At 61.6% G+C, this 19,020-nt stretch carries 21 protein-coding genes; 11 read left to right on the top strand and 10 right to left on the bottom strand.

The genetic code is table 11. The features are described 5' to 3' along the window. Positions 1-31: 31 nt before the first annotated feature. From flgE to flgB, 4 genes are read right to left on the bottom strand one after another with little or no spacing between them, the layout of a single operon-like run. Positions 32-1,267, bottom strand: coding sequence for a flagellar hook protein FlgE (flgE, locus tag ACFO24_RS04485; protein WP_377737040.1), 1,236 nt, complete (start codon positions 1,265-1,267; stop codon positions 32-34). Positions 1,268-1,301: 34 nt separating this feature from the next. Beyond that, positions 1,302-1,997, bottom strand: a complete 696-nt coding sequence (locus ACFO24_RS04480) for a flagellar hook assembly protein FlgD (RefSeq protein ID WP_377737039.1) — start codon at positions 1,995-1,997, stop codon at positions 1,302-1,304. Positions 1,998-2,027: 30 nt separating this feature from the next. Continuing rightward, positions 2,028-2,432 (bottom strand): flagellar basal body rod protein FlgC, encoded by a 405-nt coding sequence (flgC, locus tag ACFO24_RS04475; RefSeq protein WP_377737038.1) that lies wholly within the window; start codon positions 2,430-2,432, stop codon positions 2,028-2,030. 22 nt (positions 2,433-2,454) lie between these two features. Continuing rightward, a complete protein-coding gene (gene flgB, locus ACFO24_RS04470) occupies positions 2,455-2,880 on the bottom strand; it encodes a flagellar basal body rod protein FlgB (RefSeq protein ID WP_207576158.1) in 426 nt (141 codons plus the stop codon). Positions 2,881-3,071: 191 nt separating this feature from the next. Here flgB and flgA point away from each other — a divergent pair, with 191 nt between their 5' ends. The 7 genes from flgA to dbpA all read left to right on the top strand — a co-directional run bounded on the left by flgA (position 3,072) and on the right by dbpA (position 9,123). Further along, positions 3,072-3,812 (top strand): flagellar basal body P-ring formation chaperone FlgA, encoded by a 741-nt coding sequence (gene flgA / locus ACFO24_RS04465; protein WP_377737037.1) that lies wholly within the window; start codon positions 3,072-3,074, stop codon positions 3,810-3,812. Between the two features lie 118 nt (positions 3,813-3,930). After that, a complete protein-coding gene (flgM, locus tag ACFO24_RS04460; RefSeq protein ID WP_242700542.1) occupies positions 3,931-4,260 on the top strand; it encodes a flagellar biosynthesis anti-sigma factor FlgM in 330 nt (109 codons plus the stop codon). Positions 4,261-4,430: 170 nt separating this feature from the next. Continuing rightward, positions 4,431-4,799, top strand: a complete 369-nt coding sequence (locus tag ACFO24_RS04455; RefSeq protein ID WP_377737036.1) for a hypothetical protein — start codon at positions 4,431-4,433, stop codon at positions 4,797-4,799. 25 nt (positions 4,800-4,824) lie between these two features. Next, a complete protein-coding gene (locus tag ACFO24_RS04450) occupies positions 4,825-6,051 on the top strand; it encodes a deoxyguanosinetriphosphate triphosphohydrolase (RefSeq protein WP_377737035.1) in 1,227 nt (408 codons plus the stop codon). Between the two features lie 43 nt (positions 6,052-6,094). Continuing rightward, the gene (locus ACFO24_RS04445) at positions 6,095-6,721 is read left to right on the top strand and encodes a DUF1415 domain-containing protein (protein ID WP_377737034.1); all 627 of its coding nucleotides are present in this window, start codon (positions 6,095-6,097) and stop codon (positions 6,719-6,721) included. Then, a complete protein-coding gene (locus ACFO24_RS04440; RefSeq protein ID WP_377737032.1) occupies positions 6,708-7,598 on the top strand; it encodes a class I SAM-dependent methyltransferase in 891 nt (296 codons plus the stop codon). Before ACFO24_RS04445 ends, ACFO24_RS04440 begins: the two co-directional genes overlap by 14 nt. Before the next feature lie 109 nt (positions 7,599-7,707). Next, complete coding sequence (gene dbpA / locus ACFO24_RS04435; RefSeq protein ID WP_377737030.1) at positions 7,708-9,123, top strand: ATP-dependent RNA helicase DbpA; 1,416 nt, start codon at positions 7,708-7,710, stop codon at positions 9,121-9,123. A 106-nt stretch (positions 9,124-9,229) separates the two neighbouring features. On the opposite strand, the gene groL is transcribed toward dbpA, so the two are convergent. From groL to ACFO24_RS04415, 4 genes are all read right to left on the bottom strand, one after another. Beyond that, positions 9,230-10,873 carry a chaperonin GroEL gene (groL, locus tag ACFO24_RS04430; RefSeq protein WP_377737029.1) on the bottom strand — a complete coding sequence of 548 codons (1,644 nt, stop codon included), beginning with the start codon at positions 10,871-10,873 and terminating at the stop codon, positions 9,230-9,232. A gap of 87 nt (positions 10,874-10,960) precedes the next feature. Next, entirely contained in the window at positions 10,961-11,251 is a 291-nt protein-coding gene (gene groES, locus ACFO24_RS04425; RefSeq protein WP_207575257.1) for a co-chaperone GroES, read from the bottom strand. An 82-nt stretch (positions 11,252-11,333) separates the two neighbouring features. Continuing rightward, positions 11,334-11,552 carry a hypothetical protein gene (locus ACFO24_RS04420; protein WP_377737028.1) on the bottom strand — a complete coding sequence of 73 codons (219 nt, stop codon included), beginning with the start codon at positions 11,550-11,552 and terminating at the stop codon, positions 11,334-11,336. Positions 11,553-11,573: 21 nt separating this feature from the next. After that, positions 11,574-12,050, bottom strand: coding sequence for a winged helix-turn-helix transcriptional regulator (locus ACFO24_RS04415; RefSeq protein ID WP_377737027.1), 477 nt, complete (start codon positions 12,048-12,050; stop codon positions 11,574-11,576). A 128-nt stretch (positions 12,051-12,178) separates the two neighbouring features. Between ACFO24_RS04415 and ACFO24_RS04410 the strand changes: the two genes are divergently transcribed. Next, positions 12,179-13,480, top strand: coding sequence for a D-amino acid dehydrogenase (locus ACFO24_RS04410; protein ID WP_207575259.1), 1,302 nt, complete (start codon positions 12,179-12,181; stop codon positions 13,478-13,480). Continuing rightward, on the top strand, positions 13,477-14,544 hold the full coding sequence (alr, locus tag ACFO24_RS04405; protein WP_377737026.1) for an alanine racemase: 1,068 nt from the start codon (positions 13,477-13,479) through the stop codon (positions 14,542-14,544). Before ACFO24_RS04410 ends, alr begins: the two co-directional genes overlap by 4 nt. A 129-nt stretch (positions 14,545-14,673) precedes the next feature. Here the strand turns inward: alr and ACFO24_RS04400 are convergent, their stop codons facing one another. Continuing rightward, positions 14,674-15,738, bottom strand: coding sequence for an NUDIX domain-containing protein (locus tag ACFO24_RS04400; protein WP_377737025.1), 1,065 nt, complete (start codon positions 15,736-15,738; stop codon positions 14,674-14,676). A gap of 226 nt (positions 15,739-15,964) precedes the next feature. Further along, positions 15,965-17,146, bottom strand: coding sequence for a methionine adenosyltransferase (gene metK, locus ACFO24_RS04395; RefSeq protein WP_377737024.1), 1,182 nt, complete (start codon positions 17,144-17,146; stop codon positions 15,965-15,967). A 125-nt stretch (positions 17,147-17,271) separates the two neighbouring features. On the opposite strand from metK, the gene ACFO24_RS04390 reads away from it, so the two are divergent. Together ACFO24_RS04390 and ACFO24_RS04385 are read left to right on the top strand one after the other, a co-directional pair. Then, a complete protein-coding gene (locus tag ACFO24_RS04390; protein ID WP_377737023.1) occupies positions 17,272-18,126 on the top strand; it encodes a lysophospholipid acyltransferase family protein in 855 nt (284 codons plus the stop codon). After that, positions 18,123-18,998 (top strand): lysophospholipid acyltransferase family protein, encoded by an 876-nt coding sequence (locus tag ACFO24_RS04385; RefSeq protein WP_377737022.1) that lies wholly within the window; start codon positions 18,123-18,125, stop codon positions 18,996-18,998. The genes ACFO24_RS04390 and ACFO24_RS04385 overlap by 4 nt, the downstream gene beginning before the upstream one ends. Positions 18,999-19,020: the final 22 nt, after the last annotated feature.

Raw genomic sequence — 19,020 nt, 5'->3', positions numbered from 1 at the left:
GGGCTACTCCTTCTCGTTCACCAATGCGGCATCAACGCAGGTTCACCAAGGTGGAAAACACTTGGTCTTGCGTCTTGATCGTCTGCGCGTTGGCCTGGTAAGAGCGCTGGGCGGTCATCATGCCCACCAGCTCGGCGGTCAAATCGACGTTGGACTCTTCCAGGGCACAGCCCGTAATCTGGCCAAAACTGCCCGAACCGGCCGAACCGTACAGCACCGGGCCAGAGTCGTTGGTCTGCACCCAGTTGTTGTTGCCGTTGGGGGCCAGCCCTTGCGGGTTGGTAAAGCGGGCCAGGGCCACCTTGCCCTCGGGGCGGGTCAGGCCGTTGGAGTACGAAGCCATCAGCGTGCCGTCCTTGGAGACGTTTACCCCCGTCAGCTCGCCCGAGGCGTAGCCGTCCTGGGTCATCTTATCGACGCTCCATTTGCGGTCGTTTTGCGTCATGCCGCTCAAATCCAGGGTGACCGTAAACGGCGCAGGCGGGTTGTTCGGGTTGGCCAGCGAAGGATCGACGTTCAAGGTCGTCACCGTGGTGGAGTCAAATTTGCCTTCACCGTCAAACGTCACCGTCCCAATGGGCGCACGCACCACAGGCGGGGTTGCGCTGGGATCGTCCAGGCCGTCATACACATCCCAAGTATTGCTGCCATTTTTCACAAAATAGACTTCCACCGGAATGGCCACGCCCTGGCTGTCGTACACCTGCAGCGAGGTGCCATAAGTGTGGCGCGGTGTGTTCGGGGTGACGCTGGTGGCATCCGGCGCGGTGGCCGGCAAATTGGCCGCTTGAATGGACAAGCCCGTGGTTTGGCGCCCCGGGATGCCAGCCCCGGTGGGAAACTGCAAATCCACCGGCTGGGTGCCCGTGGCATTGGCATCGGCCCAGCCTTGCACCTTGTCGCCATTGGCGGTGACCAAAAAGCCGTTTTTATCCAGCTGGAATGCACCATTGCGCGTGTAAGCCGTGCCACTGGGGGTATTGACGACAAAAAAGCCATCGCCATTGATGGCCATGTCCAAGCCATTGGCCGTGGGCGTAATCACGCCTTGGCTAAATTGCTGGGTGACGGCCGCCACACTCACGCCGATACCGGCCCCGGCGCTGCCCGGGCACTGGCCCGAGCCCATGGCGCTGGCCACCATCTCGTTAAATTCAGCACGCGATTTTTTAAAACCGATGGTGTTGCTGTTGGCAATGTTGTGGCCGCTGACATCCAGGCTTTTGCTGGCGGCGTTCAGGCCGGAAAGACCGTGATGAAACCCCATGGTGCTGCTCCTTAAAACTGAAAAACTGAAAAATTTAAAACACAGCCTTGACGTTGCTGTAGCCAATGCTCTTGCCATTGGCCAGCTCCAGCACCATGCCTTGGTCGGTAATACTGGTGCCCACCACGGCCTGCGGGGCCAGCGCCGTGGACTGCACGGTGTCTTGCCCATTGGTAGCAACCACTTTGAACTGCAAATTGCTCACATCCCCGTCGTAATTGGAGCCATCCCAGGTAAAGTAATTGCGCCCCGGATTGGCAGCACCCAATTGCAAGGTGTCGATGACCTGGCCGCTGGCGTTGGTGATTTGCACCTGCACATCGCCCGCCACACCGTCCAAATCAAAGGCCGCAGTACCGCGTGTGGTGGTGGTTTTGTTGCCATCGGCATCTTCGGTTTCCTGAACGGCCACGCCCAGTTCGTTGCCTTCGGACAGCACGGTGCGGCCAATCAAATTGCTGCCTTGCAGCATTTGCACCGTCGAGAACTGGCTGGTGACGCTATTGACGGTGTCGTTGAGCTTTTCAATGCCCGTCACCGTGCTGATCTGCGCCATTTGCGAGGTCATTTGCGCGTTGTCCATCGGCGCGGTGGGGTCCTGGTTTTTCAACTGGGCCACCAGCAGCGTGAGGAACTGGTTTTGCATATCGGCGGCGTTGGTGGCACCAAAGCCGTTTTGCCCATTGGCAGCGCTGGCGTTCGCAGCGGTGTTGGAAATCGGGGTGAACATAGCGGTTTGCCTTTTGGTTTTTTTGAGCGCTTACTGGCCCAGCTGCAAGGTTTTGAGCAACAGCGTTTTTGCCGTGTTCATGACTTCAACGTTGTTCTGGTAGGAGCGCGAGGCCGAGATCATGTCCACCATCTCATCGACCGCACTGACGTTGGAGTGGGTGACATAGCCTTGCTCATCGGCCAGAGGGTGCTCGGGCGAATACACCTTGCGCCCGGGGGCATCGTTTTCTTTGATACCGACCACTTTCACGCCCGCCGCCCCCTCGTCGCCCATGGGAGCCGTCTGAAACACCACTTGGCGGGCTTTGTAGCTTTCGCCATCGGGGCCGGCTACCGCATCCACGTTGGCCAGGTTGGAGGCCACCACGTTCAGGCGCTGCGATTGCGCACTCAGGGCGCTGCCCGACACACTGAAAATAGAAAACATCGACATCGTGCTCTACCTTAAAAAATTTTTACTGACCGGTAATGGCCGACAGCAAGGTGCGTGACGATCCATTGATAAACCGCAGCGTGGCTTCGTAACGCACGGCGTTATCGACAAAATTGGCCCGCTCACGGTCCATGTCCACCGTGTTGTTGTCCAAAGCGGGCTGGGCCGACAGGCTGTAGCCCAGGCGCTGGTCTTTGTCTTTGCCAAAATTCACCGTGGGCACGGGAATGTGCTTGGCATCCGTGGTGCTCAAGAGGCGCATTTGCTCTTGCACACTGCTTTCGCCCTCGGTGGCGGCTTTTAACGTTTTGGCAAAGTCAAAGTCCCGCGCCACGTAACCAGGGGTATCGACGTTGGCAATATTGCTGGAAATCAAACGCTGCCGCTCGGCACGCAACACCAAGGCATCGGTTTGAAAATTCAAATTCGCGGTGATTTTGTTGAACATGGCACTCTTTCCTCCAAGCAAAGCCAACCCAGAGGCACAGGTCGGCTCCAAGTCGTGCAGCGATTATGGAAACTTGCCCCAATCCTGAAAGCGCAAAGAAAGCACCCTTGGCTGCGTTTTTCCAGGGTTTAAAAAGCCTGTGCCTGCTTACAGTTGCCGCAACCCCCACTGTGCATGTGAATTGTTTTTTTATGCTGCCTTCGCTCCTGCCCCTCCCTTTGCGCCGCCTGGCCTGGCTGGCGGCACTGGGCTGTGCCAGCGCCAGCGCACAAAACAGCCTGCCAGAGCTCAACGCCCTGGGCAGCCAATGGGTGCAAAGCGCCATTGGCCAAGGCGGCGCGGGTGGGGACGAAGCATTGCAAAGCCTGCCCCTGCGCATGGAAGTGCACGTGGGCAAGCTCGATGCCCGCCTGCAGCTGGCCCCGTGCAACCAGGTAGAGCCCTACCTGCCCGTCGGCTCCAAACTGTGGGGCCGCACCCGCATTGGCCTGCGCTGCATCGAGCCTGGTGCCCGGCCCTGGAATGTGTTTTTACCGGTCACGGTGCAAGCCTGGGGCATGGGCTGGGTGCTCAATACCAATGTCAATGCCGGCGAAACCCTGGATGCCAGCAGCGCCAGCCAAGCCGAAGTCGATTGGGCGGCCGACACCTCGCCGGTGATTGCCCTGCCCGAAGGCTGGGTCGGCCAAACTGCCGCCCGCAACTTGATGGCCCGACAAACGCTGCGCCAGTCCATGGTGCGGCCCGCCGAGGTGTTTGCCAAAGGGGCCACGGTCAAAGTCCTGGCCAAAGGGGCCGGGTTTGTCGTTACCTCGTCCGGCAAAGCGGTCAATGGCGCGGGAGTGGGCGAAACCGTCAAGGTCCGGATGGATAATGGCCGCCTTGTCTCCGGTACCGTCAATGCCCAAGGGGATGTCGAAACAGGAATGTAGGCCACCCAAAGACACTCAGCCGCGCCAACATTGCGTTGCAAAGAAAGTCCTCAAGTTCCTCTGCCCCTTGCCGATACCAGTAACAACTCAGCGATAAAACACGCTACGGAGAAAGAAAATGAAGGTCGGAACCAACAACAACATCGAAATGCTGGCAAGCAAGCTCCAGCAAACCACTGCCCAAAATGCACAGCAAAAACAAGTGGGTACCGCTGCCGAATCGGTGCAAGCCAGTGGCCGCACTGCCCAATCGGGGGTGCCAGTGACGGTCTCCAAATCGGTGCGCTCGCTGGGCGAAGGCTCTAAAACCACCAGCGATGTGGACACCGCCAAGGTGCAAGCCATGCGCGAGGCCATCGCCAACGGCACGTTCAAAGTGAACGCCGGGGCCATTGCCGACAAATTGCTGACCGATGCCAGCATGTTCTTGGGTGCTGCCCGCGCTTAAAACCACCTCACAAAAAATCAAGGCCCCGCTGGCCTGCACGTTTCCAGCCTTTCCGACCTTCGGCTGGTGTGCAAGGACAGCGGGGCTTTACTATTGGCGCTGTTTTGTTTTGAGTTGTTTTTGACTGTTTTTCCAGCGCCTTCTTTTTCTCTCTTGGGAATCGCCTGACCATGCAACTAGACCAAGCCCTGGCCCACATTGATGGCCTGCTCGACCTGATCACCCCCCTGCTGACCGAGGACTCGCCCGAGGCCATGGCCCAAGCCATGGAGCAGCTGCAAAGCAGCATGACGGCCTTTGTCCAATTGGCCCAGCGGTTTGAAGTCAGCGCCTTCACCCCCAGCGCCATCGCCCACATGCAGCGCATCTCTGACCGGCTGGCGCAAATGCGCGGGCACATCGTCAAAATCGGGGCCATCAACCAGCAGCAGCTCCAGGCCCTCATGCCCCAGCAGGGCAGCGCCCACACCTACGGCGGCAGCAAACTGCCCCCCGGCGCAGCCGCCTCGGTGGCGCGGCTGTACCATGTCAGCGGTTAATTCAAAGCTTGAAAGGTCATAGCACATGCCGCTTATGCCACAAGGGGAAATCCCTGATTTCAACCCCCATTCCAATCTTCATTTAGCCCCCTGGGCCTGCCACCCCGCAGCCACCCGAGGGCGGCGTTACGCTGAAGCCCCCACCCCCACCCGCAACGACCACCAGCGCGACCGCGACCGCATCGTGCACAGCAGCGCTTTTCGCCGCTTGGTCTATAAAACCCAGGTGTTCGTAAACCATGAGGGCGACCTGTTTCGCACGCGCCTGACGCACTCGCTGGAAGTGGCGCAGATGGGCCGCAGCATTGCCCGCCCCCTGGGACTGAATGAAGACTTGGTCGAAGCCATCTGCCTGGCACACGACCTGGGCCACACCCCGTTTGGCCACGCTGGACAAGATGCTTTGAACGAATGCATGCACGACTGGGGCGGTTTTGAGCACAACCTGCAAAGCCTGCGCGTGGTCGATCGGCTGGAAGAGCGCTACCCCGACTTTGACGGCCTGAACCTCACCTTTGAAACCCGCGAAGGCGTGCTCAAACACTGCTCGGCCACCAACGCGCACTTGCTGGAGCAGCAAGAGCCTGGGGGCGTGGCCCAGCGTTTTCTTCTCAAGCAACAACCCTCGCTGGAGGCCCAACTGGCCAACCTGGCCGATGCCATCGCCTACAACGCCCACGATGTGGACGATGGCGTGCGCTCGGGCCTCATCACGCTGGAGCAGCTGCAAAGCATCCCTTTGTTTGCCGGGCATTACCAGCAGGTGCTGCACGACCACCCCCATTTGCAGGCTGCGGACCAAAGCCGCCGTTTGCTCTACGAAAGCATTCGCCGCATGCTCTCGGCGCAGGTTTACGATGTCATCGCCACCACCCAGGCCAACATTGCCGCCGCAGGCGTGGCCAGCGTGCAGGATGTGCGCCAATCGGGCCAGCGGCTGGTGGCCTTTAGCCCTTCCATGCACTACAACAGCCAAGCGCTGAAAACGTTTTTGCTGCACCACCTGTACCGCCACCCCCAGGTCATGCAGACCATGACGGCGGCGCAGCAAGTGGTGCGCGAGCTGTTCGCCTACTACCTGGAACATCCCCAGACCATGAAGCCACGCTTTGCCCAGCGTGCCCAACAGGCCGCAGCCGCCCAAGACACCGCCGCCCGCGCCCGGGCTGTGGCCGACTTTGTCGCCGGCATGACCGACCGCTACGCCGCCAGCGAACACCAGCGCCTGACCGGGCAACGCCTGTTGGCCTGACAATACCGCCTTTGCCCCCCTTTGCGTTGGAGAAGCCCCACCCATGAACACCCCCACCCCTGGCCCCGAAACACTGTCCTACCCGGAAGACATCGTCATCGCCGACACCGTGCGCTGGCTGGAAAAGGCGGTGATCGGCCTGAACCTGTGCCCCTTTGCCAAAGGTGTACACACCAAGGGGCAGATTCACTACGCCGTCAGCCAAGCCCAGGATGCCGAAGGGGTGGTGCTGGACTTGCACCGCGAGCTCGAAGCCCTGGCCGAATCCAACCCCGACAAGCGCGACACCACCTTACTGATCCTGCCGCAGGCGTTTGAAGACTTCTTAGATTTCAACGACTTCCTCGCCGTTGCCGATGCCATGGTGGACGAGCTGGAGCTGGGCGGCATCTTGCAGGTGGCCTCTTTTCACCCGCGCTTTCAGTTTGAGGGCACCGAGGTGGACGACGTGACCAACTGCACCAACCGCGCCCCCTACCCCACGCTGCACCTGCTGCGCGAAGACAGCATCGACAAAGCCGTGGAAGCCTACCCTGAGGCCGAAATGATCTACGAGCGCAACATGCAAACCCTGGAAGACATGGGCCTGGAGGCCTGGCTTGACCTTGACCTGGGCCCGCGCTGCCCCATCACCGGCCGCACCCTGAACACCCCGAATGAAGAAAAATAAACCTGCCAAACCGGCCACTCCCGCGCAGCAGGACGTGGCCGCCCAGCTTGGCCTGCGGCCCGGTCAAAACCTGGAACTGCTCAAGGCCCTGCACATCCTCACCCGCGAGGGCAAGCTCAACCAGGACTCGCGGCGCAAGCTCAAGCAGGTGTACCACCTCTACCAGTTCATTGCGCCCCTCTTGGAAGAACTCAGCGCCAACGACCACCCCGTCACCCTGGCCGACCACGGCGCGGGCAAGTCCTACCTGGGCTTCATCCTGTACGACCTGTTCTTCAAAAACCTGGGCCGGGGCAGCATCTACGGCATCGAAACCCGCGCCCCACTGGTGCAGGCCTCGCAGCAACTGGCGGCCGACCTGGGCTTTGACCGGATGCAGTTTCTGAACATGTCCGTGGCCGAATCCACGCAGGCCGACTTCATGCCCGCGCAGTTCGACATCGTCACTGCCCTGCACGCCTGCGACACCGCCACGGACGATGCCATTGCCTTCGGCCTGGAAAAACACGCCCAGGCCCTGGTGCTGGTGCCCTGTTGCCAAGCCGAGCTGGCCGCTGCCATGCGCCAAAACAAAGCCCTGCACCTGGCGCGCACCCCGCTGGCCGAACTGTGGCGCCACCCCATCCACACGCGCGAAATTGGCAGCCACCTGACCAACGTGCTGCGCTGCCTGTACCTGGAAGCTTGCGGCTACCAAGTGACGGTGACCGAGCTGGTGGGCTGGGAGCACAGCATGAAAAACGAGCTCATCATCGCCCGCTACACCGGCCAGAAAAAACGCAGCAGCGCCCAGCGCCTGCGCGAGCTGTTGGAGCAATTTGGTCTGCAAACGGCGTTGGCGCACCGCTATCCCTTGTCCGGGGTAGCAGCTCCATAAACCATGCCCGCATGGCCCGGCTTGAGCGGCCTTGGGGGCGCAGGCCAGTCGGTACTGACTTATTGCCGGTGCTGCCCTCGGCCCCTGCCCAGCCCCCGATAATCGGCGCATGACTTCCACACCCGCGCACAGCGCCCAAGACTTCAGCGCTCTGGCGCTCAGCCCGGCCACTTTGGCCAATTTGCAGCAACTGGGCTATCTGCACATGACCCCCATCCAAGCCGCCAGCTTGCCCCTGGCCTTGCAGGGCCACGACCTGATTGCCCAAGCCAGCACCGGTAGCGGCAAGACGGCCGCCTTTGGCCTGGCACTGCTGGCGCGCCTGAACCCGCGCTGCTTTGGCGTGCAAGCGCTGGTGCTGTGCCCCACGCGCGAGCTGGCCGACCAAGTCAGTGCAGAGATTCGCCGCCTGGCACGCGTCAGCGACAACGTCAAAGTCGTCACCCTGTGCGGCGGCGTACCGCTGCGCGGGCAGGCGCAAAGCCTCTCGCACGGCGCGCACATCGTTGTCGGCACACCGGGGCGCGTGATGGACCACTTGGAGCGCTCGACCCTGGCGCTCGACCAGCTCAACACCTTGGTGCTGGACGAGGCCGACCGGATGCTGGACATGGGCTTTTTTAACGACATCGCCACCGTGGCGCGCCAGTGCCCGCCAAACCGCCAAACGCTGCTGTTCTCAGCCACCTACCCAGAAGGCATCGTCAAGCTCAGCCAGCAGTTCATGCGGCACCCGCAGCAAATCACCGTGCAGGCGCAGCACAGCGCCGACAAGATTGAGCAGCGTTGGTACGAGATTCAAAACAGCGAGCGCCTGCACACCGTCGGCCTGCTGCTGGAGCACTTTCGCCCTGAGTCGTCGATTGCCTTTTGCAACACCAAACAGCAGTGCCGCGACCTGGTGGCTGTGCTGCAAGCGCGGGGCGTAAGCGCACTGGCGTTGTTTGGCGAGCTGGAGCAGCGCGAGCGCGACCAAGTGCTGGTGCAGTTTGCCAACCGCAGTTGCTCGGTGCTGGTGGCCACTGATGTGGCGGCGCGCGGGCTGGACATTGCCGACCTGGCTGCCGTCATCAACGTTGATGTCACGCCCGACCCGGAAATCCACATCCACCGCATTGGCCGCACCGGCCGGGGCGACGCGCAAGGGCTGGCGCTCAACTTGGTCAGCCTGGACGAAATGGGCAGCGTCAGCAAAATTGAAGTGCTGCAAGGGCGCGAATCGCAGTGGAGCCAAGTCAGCGAGCTGACCCCCACCGGCCACGGCCCCCTGGTGCCGCCGATGGCGACCATTCAAATCATTGGCGGGCGCAAAGAGAAAATCCGCGCCGGCGACGTGTTGGGCGCGCTGACCGGCGACATGGGCTATGTGCGCGAGCAGGTCGGCAAAATCAACGTCAATGACTTCTCCACCTACGTCGCCGTCGAGCGTGCCATTGCGCCGCAAGTGGTGCAGCGCCTGAACGCCGGTCGCGTCAAAGGCAAAAGCGTCAAAGCCCGCTTGGTGACCGACGACCCCATAGATTAACGAGGTGCGCTCCCTGGCGCACCAATAACAAAGGCCGCTTGCGCGGCCTTTGTCGTTTTGGCAGAGGACAGGCCCCGGCAATGCCAGAGCCTGACTGCAGCGGCAATTACATGCCCATGCCGCCCATGCCACCCATACCGCCCATGTCGGGCATGGCAGGGGCTGCGTCAGCCTTGGGGGCTTCAGCGACCATGCACTCGGTGGTCAGCAGCAGCGAAGCAACCGAAGCGGCGTTTTGCAGCGCGGTGCGGGTCACCTTGGTGGGGTCCAAAATGCCCATTTCCAGCATGTCGCCGTAGGTGTCGTTGGCCGCGTTGAAGCCGTAGTTGCCCTGGCCTTCCAGCACCTTGTTCACAACCACCGAAGGCTCGCCACCGGCGTTGGCCACGATTTCGCGCAGGGGCGCTTCGATGGCTTTGAGCACCAGCTTGATACCAGCGTCTTGCTCAGCATGGCCTGTGGTCAGGTTGCCCACGGCTTGCTTGGCGCGCAGCAGGGCCACGCCACCGCCAGCCACAATGCCTTCTTCCACAGCAGCGCGGGTGGCGTGCAGAGCATCTTCCACGCGGGCTTTCTTCTCTTTCATCTCGACTTCGGTGGCTGCACCGACCTTGATCACAGCCACACCGCCAGCCAGCTTGGCCACGCGCTCTTGCAGCTTCTCGCGGTCGTAGTCGCTGGTGGCTTCTTCGATCTGGATGCGGATTTGCTTCACGCGCGCTTCGATTTCGTCGGCCTTGCCAGCACCGTCGATGATGGTGGTGTTTTCTTTGCCGATTTCCACGCGGGCAGCTTGGCCCAGGTCTTCCAGGGTCACTTTTTCCAGCGACAGGCCCACTTCTTCAGCGATGACCTTGCCACCGGTCAGGATGGCGATGTCTTCCAGCATGGCTTTGCGACGGTCGCCAAAGCCAGGCGCCTTGACAGCCACCACTTTCAGAATGCCGCGGATGGTGTTCACCACCAGGGTGGCCAGGGCTTCACCTTCCACGTCTTCGGCCACGATCAGCAGGGGGCGGCCGGCCTTGGCCACGGCTTCCAGCGTGGGCAGCAGGTCGCGGATGTTGCTGATCTTCTTGTCAAACAGCAGCACGAAGGGGTTGTCCAGGATGGCGGACTGCTTCTCGGGGTTGTTGATGAAGTAGGGCGACAGGTAGCCACGGTCAAACTGCATGCCTTCGACGACATCCAGTTCGTTTTGCAGCGATTTGCCTTCTTCCACGGTAATCACGCCTTCTTTGCCCACTTTGTCCATGGCTTCGGCAATGATGGTGCCCACCGACTCGTCCGAGTTGGCCGAGATGGAGCCCACTTGGGCGATCTCTTTGCTGGTGGTGGTGGCTTTGGATTGCTTTTTCAGCTCTTCCACCAGGGCAATCACGGCCTTGTCGATGCCGCGCTTCAGGTCCATGGGGTTCAGGCCAGCGGCCACGTACTTGATGCCTTCGCGCACGATGGCCTGGGCCAGCACGGTGGCGGTGGTGGTGCCGTCACCGGCGATATCGTTGGTCTTGGAAGCAACTTCCTTGACCAGCTGGGCACCCATGTTCTGCAGCTTGTCTTTCAGCTCAATTTCTTTGGCGACCGACACACCGTCTTTGGTCACGGTGGGGGCACCGAACGAGCGCTCCAGCACCACGTTGCGGCCTTTGGGGCCCAGGGTCACTTTCACAGCGTTGGCCAGAATGTTCACGCCTTCGACCATACGGGTGCGGGCATCGGTACCGAAAACTACGTCTTTTGCTGCCATGTTTGGCTCCTAAATATCAGTGAAATACCTTGTTAGCGCTTTATACATAAGCGCTAACAGCTATTAATTTATTCGAGTAATGAAAGCTTACTTCTCGACGACGGCAAACAGGTCGTCTTCTTTCATGACCAACAGCTCTTCGCCGTTCATCTTCACGGTTTGGCCGCTGTATTTGCCGAACAGCACGCGGTCGCCCACCTTCACGTTCAGGGGCGAGACCACGCCTTGGTCGTTCTTCTTGCCAGGGCCCACCGCCAGCACTTCACCTTGATCGGGCTTTTCGGCGGCGTTGTCGGGCAGGACGATGCCAGAAGCGGTCTTGGTTTCGTTTTCCAGGCGCTTGACGATCACGCGATCGTGCAGGGGACGCAGGTTCATAAGAGAACTCCTCAAATAATGCTTAACAGAACAAAAAAGTATCGACTCCGGGGTCGATGCTGCTGTACTTGGGGACGGTTTGTTAGCACTCAACCCCAACGAGTGCTAATGATAAGGGCGAAAAATGGGGTTTCAAGAGCCCAGCAGCGGCAAGATTGCAGAGATTGCTCTCTGCAAGCACTGGCCGCATCACCGAAACCATCGAAATATCATGGGCGAAATCACTACGACCAGCAAAGTGCAAACCGATGGCATTGAGCAGATCAACCAAACCGTCGAACCAATGGATCCGGTCACGCAATCGAACGCCGCCCTGCGGCGTTTACTTTTTCACCGCCACCACGCGCAAGGCGGTGCTCTCCTTGACCTCTTCCATCACCACATAACTGTTGGATTGGGCGGGCACCGGCATTTGCGCCAAGATGGTGCCCAGCAAGCGGCGGTATTCGTTCATGCCGCCCAAGCGGGCCTTGATCAGGTAGTCAAAACGCCCGGCAATCAAATGGCACTCTTGCACCTCGGGGATGTGCGCCAGGGCATCGCGAACTTTTTTAAAAATCTGCTCGGATTTTTCGGTCAGGGTAATTTCCACAAACACCAGCAACGACCGCCCCAGTGCCTGCGGATTGATGCGCGCGTAATAGCCTGTAATCACCCCCAGCTGCTCCAGCCGTTTCACCCGTTGGGAACAGGGAGAAGTGGAAAGGCCGACACTTTCTCCCAGTTCGGTCATCGTCAAGCGCCCTTGCTGCTGCAGCAAGTCCAGAATGCGAAGATCTATGGTGTCCAATTCATACATTGCCGGTATTCACTCCAAAACCCATCATAAACAGAAATTATTTCTGCAATAAACCCTAAAAACAGAAAAATATAACCGACGATTTGGCTACAGTTGCAGCCGTTTTAATGTTACTGGAGACCTCCAAAATGAAAGTTGTCGTACTCGGCGCAGGCGTAGTCGGCGTAACCACCGCGTATTACCTGGCCCGTGCGGGGGCTGAAGTCACGGTCATTGACCGCAATGCTGGCCCGGCGCTGGACACCAGCTTTGCCAACGCAGGGCAAATTTCTTACGGCTATTCCACGCCTTGGGGGGCCCCGGGCATTCCGACCAAGGCCATCAAATGGATGTTTGAACAGCACGCGCCGCTGGCCATTCGCCTCGATGGCAGCGCGTTTCAATTGAGCTGGATGAGCGCCATGCTCTACAACTGCTCGCCCGAGCGCTACGCCATCAACAAAGAGCGCATGCTGCGCGTCTCCAACTACAGCCGCCAGTGCCTGGCGCAGCTGCGGGCGGACACCGGCATCCAGTTCGAAGGGCGCAGCGCCGGCACGCTGCAGCTGTTTCGCTCGCAAAAGCAGGTGGAGCAAGCCCAGCGTGACATGGAGGTGCTCAAAGAATGCGGCATCGCCTACGAGCTGCTGGACAAAGCCGGGGTCTGCCGCGCCGAACCCGCCCTGGCGCAATCGCCCGCCCCCATCGCCGGCGGCCTGCGCCTGCCCGAAGATGAAACGGGCGACTGCTTTTTGTTCACCAACGCCTTGGCCAAGCTGGCCGAAGGCCTGGGGGTGCAGTTTCGCTGGAACACCGAAATCGACCAGCTGACGCAAGGCCCCGATGGCCGCATCAGCGGCGTGCGCATCCACAACGCAGACGGCAGCGCGGCCGAAACCCTGCAGGCCGATCGCTATGTGCTGGCCCTGGGCAGCTTCTCGCGCCCGCTGCTGCAATCGACCGGGCTGGATTTGCCGATTTACCCGGTCAAGGGCTATTCGCTGACGATTCCCATCGTGAACGAAGCCCTGGCCCCGGTCTCCACCGTGCTGGACGAGACGTACAAAATCGCCGTCACCCGCTTTGACCAGCGCATCCGCGTCGGTGGCATGGCCGAGCTGGGCGGCTTTGACCGCCAGCTGCGCCCCCAGCGCCGTGCCACGCTGGAGATGGTGGTCGGCCAACTCTTCCCCGGCGGCGACCTGCCCAAGGCCGAGTTCTGGACGGGCCTGCGCCCCATGACCCCGGACAGCACCCCCATCATCGGCAAAACCCCGATTGCCAACCTCTACCTCAACACCGGCCACGGCACCCTGGGCTGGACCATGTCCTGCGGCAGCGGCAAGCTGGTGGCCGACATCGTGCTGGAGCGCGCCGCCGACATCAGCACCGAGGGGCTCTCGGTCGAACGCTATATGCGTGCAGGCAAAGTCTGCACCCGCGCTGCATGAGCCGCCCGGCCTGGGTCGAGATCGACCTTGCCGCCCTGCAAGCGAACTACGCCGCCGCCAAAAAAGCCCATGGCGGGCGGGTGTTTGCCGTGCTCAAAGCCAACGCCTACGGCCACGGTGCCCTGGCCTGTGCCCAGGCGCTGGCCACAGCCAGCCCCCCTGCCGATGCCTTTGCCGTGGCCTTTGTCGAAGAAGCCCTGCCGCTGCGCGCCGCCGGCATCACCCAGCCCATCCTGGTGCTGGAAGGGGCCTTTGCGGCCGACGATGTCCAGCTGGCCGCCCAGCACCAGCTGTGGCTGGTGACCCACCAAGCGCAGCAACTGCAGCTGATTGAGCAGCATGCCGGGGCCGCGCTGCACATTTGGCTCAAAGTGGATAGCGGTATGCACCGCGTAGGCTTTGCACCGCACGACATTGCCGCCGCCCACGCCCGTTTGGCGGCGCTGCCCCAGGTAGAAAAGGTGAGCTTTCTCACCCACCTGGCCCGGGCCGATGAGCTGGACACCCCCGCGCCCACCGAGGCGCAATTGCACGCTTTTCACACCGCCACCGCCAATCTGGCCGGCTGGCGCAGCATCAGCAACTCGGCCGCCATCCTGGCCTGGCCCCAAGCGCACCAGGACTGGGGGCGCGCAGGCATCATGCTCTACGGTGCCGCGCCGTGCGCCAGCAGCACCGCGCTGCAGCCAGTCATGGCGTTGAAAAGCCGCATTTTTGCCCAGCGCTGGCTGGAAGTGGGCGACAGCCTGGGCTATGGCGCTGCCTTCACCGCCACCCAGCGCACCCGCGTGGGCCTGGTGGCCATGGGCTACGCCGACGGCTACCCACGCACCACGCCCAATGGCACGCCCGTGGCCATTGACGGCCACCTCAGCCGCACCATTGGCCGCGTCTCCATGGACATGATGACGGTGGACTTGACCGATCTACCGGGCGTTGGCCTGGGCGCAGAAGTGCAGCTGTGGGGCCCACAGGTGGACATCAACACCATCGCGGCCGCGAACAACACCATCGCCTACGAGCTGATGTGCCACGTGCAGCGCGTGCCCAGGGTGTACCGGTAAGCCCTCTGCCCCCATAAAAAAAGCCCTGCCGTTGTTGATGGCAGGGCTTTTTATTGAGGCCAAACCTGGATTTTTGCGATTTTTGACGACTTTTAGTGGTTTTTATCGGTTTTAAAAACTTCTAACCGTCTACGGCAGCGCCGGCAGCGGCCCACCGCCAAACTGTGCAAAACAGGTACGCAGAATGTGAAAGTGGTCTTCAAAGAACTGCGGCTCCAGCTGCCACAGCTCTTGAAGCGGCACCCAATCGGCCGCCACTGCATCGTCGCCGCCATTGACTTCGGGCAGGGTGTCGCCCGGCAGGTGCAGCACGTAAACGTGGGTAATGGTGCGCCCGCGCAGGCTGCGCTCGGGGTGGTCAAAAATGCGCACGCCTTGCAAGGCCGCTTGCCAGTCCTCGGCGCTCAGGGCCAGGCCGGTTTCTTCCTGCAGCTCGCGCTGGGCAGATTCTGCCAAGGTGTCGCGCTGCTCTAAAAAACCACCGGGCAGGGCCAGCAGGCCTTTGCCGGGGCTGTGACCGCGCTGCACCAGCAGCACATGCTTGGCGCACACCACCAGGGTATCCACGGTGACAAACACCGGCGCAAACGGGGCCCCCGCCCAGGCTGCGCGGTAGGCGGCCAGGGCCTGGGCTTCTTCGCGCACCGCAGCGTAGGCGGGGGTCTCGCGCCAGGTGGTCAGCGCTTGCAGCACCGGCTCGGGCAGGGCGGCGGCCAAGGCGGCCTGCACCTGCTCGGCCGGCTGCTCATCCAAATTCCACAACATCTCACGCAGCGGCGTGGCATCGACCGCGCCCTGGCGGGGCAGTTCAATGGCTTTCCACTTCGGGAAGTGGCGCAAATACGCACTGCTGGCATCTTTTTCGTGGCTGATCAGGCCCATGCTGACCCCCATGGGCGGCACCAAGGCTTCCACCCAGCGCTGCACTTCGGCCACCCACTGGGGCAGATCGTAGTAATCGCGGATGGGCACAAACTGCACCCGGCCCTTCATGCGGGTGGGCAGGCAGTCGTCGATCATTTTGCGCCGCTCTTCCCACACCCACGGGTTCTTGGGGCTGCGGGCCTGGTGGGCGCTGCCCAGCACCACAATGACCTGCTGGGCCACTTGCAGCGCCTGCTCCAGCAAGGCCAGGTGCCCATTGTGAAACGGTTGAAAGCGGCCAATCAGCACCGCAGTGTGCACTTGATACATCGTCAAACCCTGAAAATAAGAATAGCTTTCTCCGCTGATTAAATAACAATTTCACCGTCTTTTAACCATGAAATCCTTTATTAACAAGCGGAAAAAGCTATGAATGAAGAGGTTTTACAAACCAGCCGCTGCACGCAGCGCTGAAGGCTTGTGGTCTGCGTTCACATTGCTGCGCAATATGAACTTCGCCCCAAAGCGGCTGTGCCCGCTGGCGCGGGCGCTGGTTTTACAAACCAGCCGCTGCACGCAGCGCAGCCGCTTTGTCGGTGCGCTCCCAGGTGAATTCGGGCTCTTCGCGGCCGAAGTGGCCGTAGGCTGCGGTTTTGGCGTAAATGGGGCGCAGCAGGTCGAGCATTTGAATGATGCCTTTGGGGCGCAGGTCAAAGTGCTCGTGCACCAGCTTGGCGATCTGCTCATCCGGAATCACCCCCGTGCCTTCGGTATAGACGGTGATGTTCATGGGCCGCGCCACGCCGATGGCGTAGGCCACTTGCACCTGGCACTGGCGCGCCAAGCCGGCAGCCACCACGTTTTTGGCCACATAGCGGGCGGCGTAGGCGGCGCTGCGATCGACCTTGGTCGGGTCTTTACCGCTGAACGCGCCACCGCCGTGCGGGCAAGCGCCGCCGTAGGTATCGACGATGATCTTGCGCCCGGTCAAACCGCAGTCGCCCTGCGGGCCACCGACCACAAAACGGCCTGTGGGGTTGATCAGGTATTGGGTGTTTTGCAACCACTCTTTGGGCAGCACGGGCTTGATGATTTCTTCAATGATGGCTTCGGTGAACGAGGCCTTCATCTTGGTGGCCGACTCCGACTGGTCCGGGCTGTGCTGGGTGGACAGCACCACGGTGTCAATGCTGTGCGGCTTGCCATCGACGTAGCGCATGGTCACTTGCGATTTGGCATCGGGGCGCAGAAAAGGCAGGCGGCCATCTTTGCGCAGCTGGGCCTGGCGCTCGACCAGGCGGTGCGCGTAGTAGATGGGCGCAGGCATCAGCGTGTCGGTCTCGTCGCAGGCGTAGCCAAACATCAGGCCCTGGTCGCCCGCGCCGGTGTTCAGGTGGTCGTCGCTGGCGTGGTCCACGCCCTGGGCAATGTCGTTGCTTTGCTTGTCGTAGGCCACCAGCACGGCGCAGCCTTTGTGGTCGATGCCGTACTCGGTGTTGTCGTAGCCAATGCGTTGGATGGTGTCGCGCGCCACTTGGATGTAATCGACATGCGCGTTGGTGGTGATTTCACCGGCCAGCACCACCAGCCCGGTGTTGGTCAGCGTCTCTGCGGCCACGCGCGAGACGGGGTCTTTGGCCAGGATGGCATCGAGGATGGCATCCGAAATTTGGTCTGCTACTTTGTCGGGATGGCCTTCGGACACGGATTCCGAGGTGAAGAGAAAGTCGTTCGCCATTGAATAAACTCCTATGCTTGGGCAATCGCGTTGCCGAGGCTGGAAAGCTTGGCGAACGCTTTAGCAGTTTTATTTAACGTCGCTCTGCAAGTTGCTCTATTAACTCAGCGACGGCGGCCATTCTAATGCACACCCTGTTTCGCTTTTTTTCTGTATTGCCTTTGGGGCTGGCGCACGGCATCGGTGCGCTACTGGGCTGGTTGGCCTGGCTGCTCTCGCCCACCTACCGGCGCCGCTTTGCGGCCAACAGCGCCCAGGCGGGCTATGCCTTTGACGAGGTCAGCCCCGCCATTGGCCATGCCGGGCGCATGGTCACCGAGCTGCCGCGCCTGTGGCTCAAAGACACCCCGGTCAATCACACCCATGGTGCCGAGGTGGTCGAAGCCGCCTGGGCCCGTGGCAAAGGCATCGTGTTTTTAACCCCGCACCTGGGCTGCTTTGAGCTGTCGGTGCAAGGCGCGGCCGCGCGCTGGTCGGCGCAGCATGGGCCAATCACCATCCTTTACCGCCCGGCCAAGCAGCCCTGGCTGGCGCAGATGATGCTCAGCGCCCGCAACCGCAGCGGCATCGAGGCCGTGCCCACCACCCTCTCGGGCGTGCGCCAAATGATCAAGGCCCTGCGCAAAGGCCAGGCCGTGGGCCTGCTGCCCGACCAGGTGCCGCCCGACGGCCAAGGCCAGTGGGCACCCTTCTTTGGCCAACCGGCCTACACCATGACCCTGGCCGCCCGCCTGGCCCTGCAAACCGGCGCCACGGTGGTGCTGGCGCGCTGCGAGCGCCTGTCCTGGGGCCGGGGCTTTGACCTGTATTTTGAAGACCTGCCCAGCCCCCTGCCCGCCGAGATGGACGCGGCCGTACTGCACCTGAACCAAGCCATGGAACACCTCATCCGCCAATGCCCGCAGCAATACCTGTGGGGCTATGGCCGCTACAAACAACCACGCCAAGCGGCCCCCGCCACACCGGGAGAGAGCGCATGAACACCAGCCGCCTGGGCCTGGCCCTGATGCACCTGCTGGCCAAACTGCCGCTGCCCGTGCTGCGTGGCATCGGCTGGGGGGTTGGCCGCCTGCTGTTTATCCTGGCCGCCCCCCGGCGCAAGATTGCGCTGCGCAATCTGGAGCTGTGCTTTCCCGAGGTGCCCGCTGCCCAGCGCCGCGCCTGGGCCAAAGAAACATTTGTGGTGTTTTGCCAAACCTTTATCGACCGCAGCTGGCTGTGGTTTGGCAGCGAAGCCCTGGTGCGCAGCCGCGTGCAACTGACCGGTGCCCTGCACGAGCTGGAGGGCGACACCGCCACCATCGTCTTTGCGCCGCACTTTTACAGCATGGACGCAGGCGGCCTGGCGCTGCCGCTGAACACGCCGCGCGAGTTCACCTCCATCTTCGCCACCAACCCCGATCCCGTGCTCGATGCCTGGTTCATGGCCGGTCGCCAGCGCTTTGGCAAGGTGCGCATGCTCAACCGCGCCGATGGTGTCAAACCCATCATCCAATGCCTGCGCAAAGGCGGCTTGCTGTACCTGCTGCCGGACATGGACTACGGCCCCAGCGATTCGGTTTTTGTGCCCTTTTTTGCCGTGCCCGATGCGGCCACCATCCCCTCGCTGTCGCGCTTTGCCCGCCTGGGCAAGGCCAAGGTCGTCGCCCTGTACAGCCGCATGACCCCCCAGGGCTATGTGGCCGAACTGACCCCCGCATGGGACAACTTCCCCACCGACGACCATGTGGCCGACACCGCCCGCATGAACCGCGAGCTGCAGGCCGCCATCCGCACCATGCCCGCGCAGTACTACTGGGTACACAAGCGCTTTAAAACCCGCCCTGCGGGGCAGGATTCTTTGTACAAGTGAGCTGTTAGCGCTTTGATTTATT

The organism is Comamonas denitrificans (assembly GCF_042654745.1).
Lineage (GTDB): Bacteria > Pseudomonadota > Gammaproteobacteria > Burkholderiales > Burkholderiaceae_C > Comamonas > Comamonas denitrificans.
This window is presented reverse-complemented; position numbering and strand designations above follow the sequence as displayed.

Coding starts and splice junctions, on each gene's coding strand:
- flgE (WP_377737040.1), bottom strand. CDS start 1,267: ATGGGGTTTCATCACGGTCTTTCCGGCCTGAACGCCGCCAGCAAAAGC.
- ACFO24_RS04480 (WP_377737039.1), bottom strand. CDS start 1,997: ATGTTCACCCCGATTTCCAACACCGCTGCGAACGCCAGCGCTGCCAAT.
- flgC (WP_377737038.1), bottom strand. CDS start 2,432: ATGTCGATGTTTTCTATTTTCAGTGTGTCGGGCAGCGCCCTGAGTGCG.
- flgB (WP_207576158.1), bottom strand. CDS start 2,880: ATGTTCAACAAAATCACCGCGAATTTGAATTTTCAAACCGATGCCTTG.
- flgA (WP_377737037.1), top strand. CDS start 3,072: ATGCTGCCTTCGCTCCTGCCCCTCCCTTTGCGCCGCCTGGCCTGGCTG.
- flgM (WP_242700542.1), top strand. CDS start 3,931: ATGAAGGTCGGAACCAACAACAACATCGAAATGCTGGCAAGCAAGCTC.
- ACFO24_RS04455 (WP_377737036.1), top strand. CDS start 4,431: ATGCAACTAGACCAAGCCCTGGCCCACATTGATGGCCTGCTCGACCTG.
- ACFO24_RS04450 (WP_377737035.1), top strand. CDS start 4,825: ATGCCGCTTATGCCACAAGGGGAAATCCCTGATTTCAACCCCCATTCC.
- ACFO24_RS04445 (WP_377737034.1), top strand. CDS start 6,095: ATGAACACCCCCACCCCTGGCCCCGAAACACTGTCCTACCCGGAAGAC.
- ACFO24_RS04440 (WP_377737032.1), top strand. CDS start 6,708: ATGAAGAAAAATAAACCTGCCAAACCGGCCACTCCCGCGCAGCAGGAC.
- dbpA (WP_377737030.1), top strand. CDS start 7,708: ATGACTTCCACACCCGCGCACAGCGCCCAAGACTTCAGCGCTCTGGCG.
- groL (WP_377737029.1), bottom strand. CDS start 10,873: ATGGCAGCAAAAGACGTAGTTTTCGGTACCGATGCCCGCACCCGTATG.
- groES (WP_207575257.1), bottom strand. CDS start 11,251: ATGAACCTGCGTCCCCTGCACGATCGCGTGATCGTCAAGCGCCTGGAA.
- ACFO24_RS04415 (WP_377737027.1), bottom strand. CDS start 12,050: ATGTATGAATTGGACACCATAGATCTTCGCATTCTGGACTTGCTGCAG.
- ACFO24_RS04410 (WP_207575259.1), top strand. CDS start 12,179: ATGAAAGTTGTCGTACTCGGCGCAGGCGTAGTCGGCGTAACCACCGCG.
- alr (WP_377737026.1), top strand. CDS start 13,477: ATGAGCCGCCCGGCCTGGGTCGAGATCGACCTTGCCGCCCTGCAAGCG.
- ACFO24_RS04400 (WP_377737025.1), bottom strand. CDS start 15,738: ATGTATCAAGTGCACACTGCGGTGCTGATTGGCCGCTTTCAACCGTTT.
- metK (WP_377737024.1), bottom strand. CDS start 17,146: ATGGCGAACGACTTTCTCTTCACCTCGGAATCCGTGTCCGAAGGCCAT.
- ACFO24_RS04390 (WP_377737023.1), top strand. CDS start 17,272: ATGCACACCCTGTTTCGCTTTTTTTCTGTATTGCCTTTGGGGCTGGCG.
- ACFO24_RS04385 (WP_377737022.1), top strand. CDS start 18,123: ATGAACACCAGCCGCCTGGGCCTGGCCCTGATGCACCTGCTGGCCAAA.